This window comes from Sinomonas sp. (assembly GCF_036848755.1).
GTDB lineage: Bacteria > Actinomycetota > Actinomycetes > Actinomycetales > Micrococcaceae > Sinomonas.
Window position 1 is genome coordinate 1 of record NZ_DAIUJO010000223.1, and the last position, 2660, is coordinate 2660.

2 protein-coding genes and 1 pseudogene are annotated in these 2660 nt (G+C 72.5%); 2 read left to right on the forward strand and 1 reads right to left on the reverse strand.

From position 1 onward, the window contains the following. A partial coding sequence (locus tag V7053_RS18690; protein WP_334173756.1) for a DedA family protein occupies positions 1 to 318 on the forward strand: 318 nt, incomplete at its 5' end. A 628-nt stretch (positions 319 to 946) separates the two neighbouring features. Here the strand turns inward: V7053_RS18690 and V7053_RS18695 are convergent. Continuing rightward, positions 947 to 2170, reverse strand: a complete 1224-nt coding sequence (locus V7053_RS18695) for an MFS transporter (RefSeq protein WP_334173757.1) — start codon at positions 2168 to 2170, stop codon at positions 947 to 949. Between the two features lie 229 nt (positions 2171 to 2399). Between V7053_RS18695 and V7053_RS18700 the strand changes: the two are divergent. Beyond that, positions 2400 to 2660 (forward strand): annotated as a pseudogene (locus tag V7053_RS18700) (hypothetical protein); the annotation flags it as partial.

Genomic DNA, 2660 nt, shown 5'->3' on the forward strand with positions numbered 1-2660 from the left:
TTCTTCGCCCGCTACGGCGGCCGCGCCCTGGCCCTGGCCCGCTTCGTGCCCATCGCCCGCACCTACACCCCGGTCGTCGCCGGCGCCGCCCGCTACCACCGCGGGGCGTTCCTGGCCTGGAACGTCGTCGGCGCCGTCATCTGGACCATCGCCGTGACCCTGGTCGGGATGTGGCTGGGCCACGTCGAGTTCGTCGCCAAGAACATCGACGTCCTCGCCACCCTCATCGTCCTGGCCTCCGTCGCCCCCATCGGCATCGAGGCCCTCCGCCGCCGCGCCAAGGCCCGCACACGCGAAGCCCGCGCCGAGCAGGACTGAACAGCCACGACCGCCCGGACGCCGTTCGTGGAGTCCGGCAGCGGCAGTTCCCCCCCCACGCCGCTGCACATCACCGGAGCGCTCCTCGCCTCCGTCGACTTCGTGCAGGAGACATGCCGCCTCGAGGCGCCCACACAACGGGGGTACGCCCCAGCTCGGACAGGGGTGCTCTGTGGTAGACCGCAGGGCGAAGAGGGCTGGTCTGAAACCCCAGACACGGTCCACGAGCCGAGCAGCGCACACTGTGCAGGCCCTGGGAGCTTTCTCGAGGAACTCTCCATGTGCGCTGGCGCGGGAGTGTCCCTGCCCGCATGGGCAGCGACACTGCGACACTCGAGTGAGCCGCCCTTGCAGTCTTCAGCCTCCAGTGACGTCGGCCAGGACCTCCATGTGCGCGCCCCGCTGACCGCCGAGGGCGGTCAGCACAGTCCTTGAAGGGCCATCGTGCGGGGCAGCGTGCAGGGGGATCCGGCCCGCCTCCGGCCTAACCATGGATCTCCGGCAGAAGCTCGCAAGTCCCGGGTGAGCGCCCGTGTGTGGCATCCCGGACGACCGGAGCGCGTCCGCCGGCACTGGGGACCGGCTGGCAGGGACCGCAGTCCCGCGGCCGCCAATGGCGGTCAGGCGTCTAGGGCGGTGGCGGCGCGCCGCGGGACTCGGGGGTGAGCCGTGGGCCGGCGAGCAGGAGCACGAGGGCGAGCCCGAGGCCCGCGGCCCCGGAGGCAAGCAGGGGGAGCTGCCCGCTGGGCCCCCAGGCCAGTCCGGCCCAGAGCCCGGCGACCAGGATCGCCCCGCCAGTCAGGCCCTGGAAGAGCCCTTGGGCTCGGCCCTGGGCTGCCTCGGGGGCCAGGCTCGAGACCCAGGCCTTCCCGACGCCGTCGGTGCAGGCACTGAAGCCGCCATACGCGAGGAGCACCGGGAAGACCCATTCGGGTGAGCTGATGAGGCCGAGGCCGAGGTAGCCGAGCGCGAAGAAGCCCAGACCGGTCGCGAAGACGACGTGTTTGGGGAGCTTGTCCGAGAGCGCACCCGCGGGGTAGGAGAGCCCAGCGTAGACAATGTTGTACAGGATGTAGGCGGCGATCACCCCGCTGGTAGGGAGCCCGAGGTCGTGGGCGCGCAGCAGCAGGAGGGAGTCCGGGAAGTTCACGAGGGAGAACAGGGCGAGGACGGCGATGAGCCTGCGCAGCCGCCGTGGCAGGGCAGGAGGCCTGCCAGCAGCGGGTACGGGATGCCCGGACGGGCTGGGAACTGGGGGCGCCTTCACCGCGGTCACGAGCAGCGCCGAGAGCACGGCCGGGATGACCGCGACGGCCAGGAGGGGCCGGAGCTGGCGGCCGAGGAGCTCGTACAGGAGCAGCCCGAGGGCCGGCCCCAGGACTGCCCCACCGGTGTCTGCCGTGCGGTGCAGGCCGAATGCCCGCCCGCGGGTGGCCGTGTCGACCCCGGCCACGAGCAGGGCATCCCGTGGAGCGGCCCGGATTCCCTTGCCGAGGCGGTCGACGCACCGGCCCAGCAGCACCGCCGGCCATGCGTACGCCACGGCGATGATTGCCTTGCCCGCCGCGGCGAGACCGTACCCGGATCCGATGAGCTCCTTCTTCGGGACCCGGTCGGCGATACGGCCGGCGAGAACCTTCGTCAGCGACGCGACCCCCTCCGCAGCCCCCTCGACGGCACCGACGACGGCAGGCGGGGCGCCGAGGACGACCGTGAGCAGGATCGGCAGCACCGGGTAGAGCATCTCGCTCGCGGCATCCTGCAGGAGGCTGACCCCGCTGAGCACGGCGACGTTGCGGGTGAGCCAGGCCGGCCGGGAAATCCGTGCGCTGCGGGCGGCGCTGCTCTGCATCGCGATCCTCCCCTCATGCGCCTTTCCGACCAGACCAGTGTCGCGGCGCGCCCCGTGCCGCAACAAGGCCCTCCTGCCGGCCCAGACGGGCTACGCCGGCGACCGCGGGGCAGCCTCGAAACGCTGCCGGTCAGCGCCCGGGACGATTCCCAGCTTCCCTGCCTGTCAATCCCAGCTTCGGTGTGCAACAGTTCCCCCATCCGAGGTGCCCGCGCGAGGAGGGGGACAGATGATGGGGCGAAGCGTTCCAGGCGGCCGGGTGCGGAGCCTCGTGAGGCGGTCTGCCTGGGCCGGTCTCCTCGCCGCGTTCGCATTGGCGGCATCGGGCTGCCAGCCCCCGTCACCGGGCCCGGCCCCCTCCGCGCAGCCTGGATCAGCCGCTCCCGCGCAGTCTGGGTCTGCTGCGCTGACGGTGCCGCCGACCGGGTCCTCGGGGGGCGCTGCCGGGAGGGTGGGGCACCTGTTCGTGGTCAACCTCGAGAACAAGGGC

Excerpts from the sequence above, each read along its gene's own strand:
- V7053_RS18695 (WP_334173757.1), bottom strand. The coding sequence starts at position 2,170 with ATGCAGAGCAGCGCCGCCCGCAGCGCACGGATTTCCCGGCCGGCCTGG.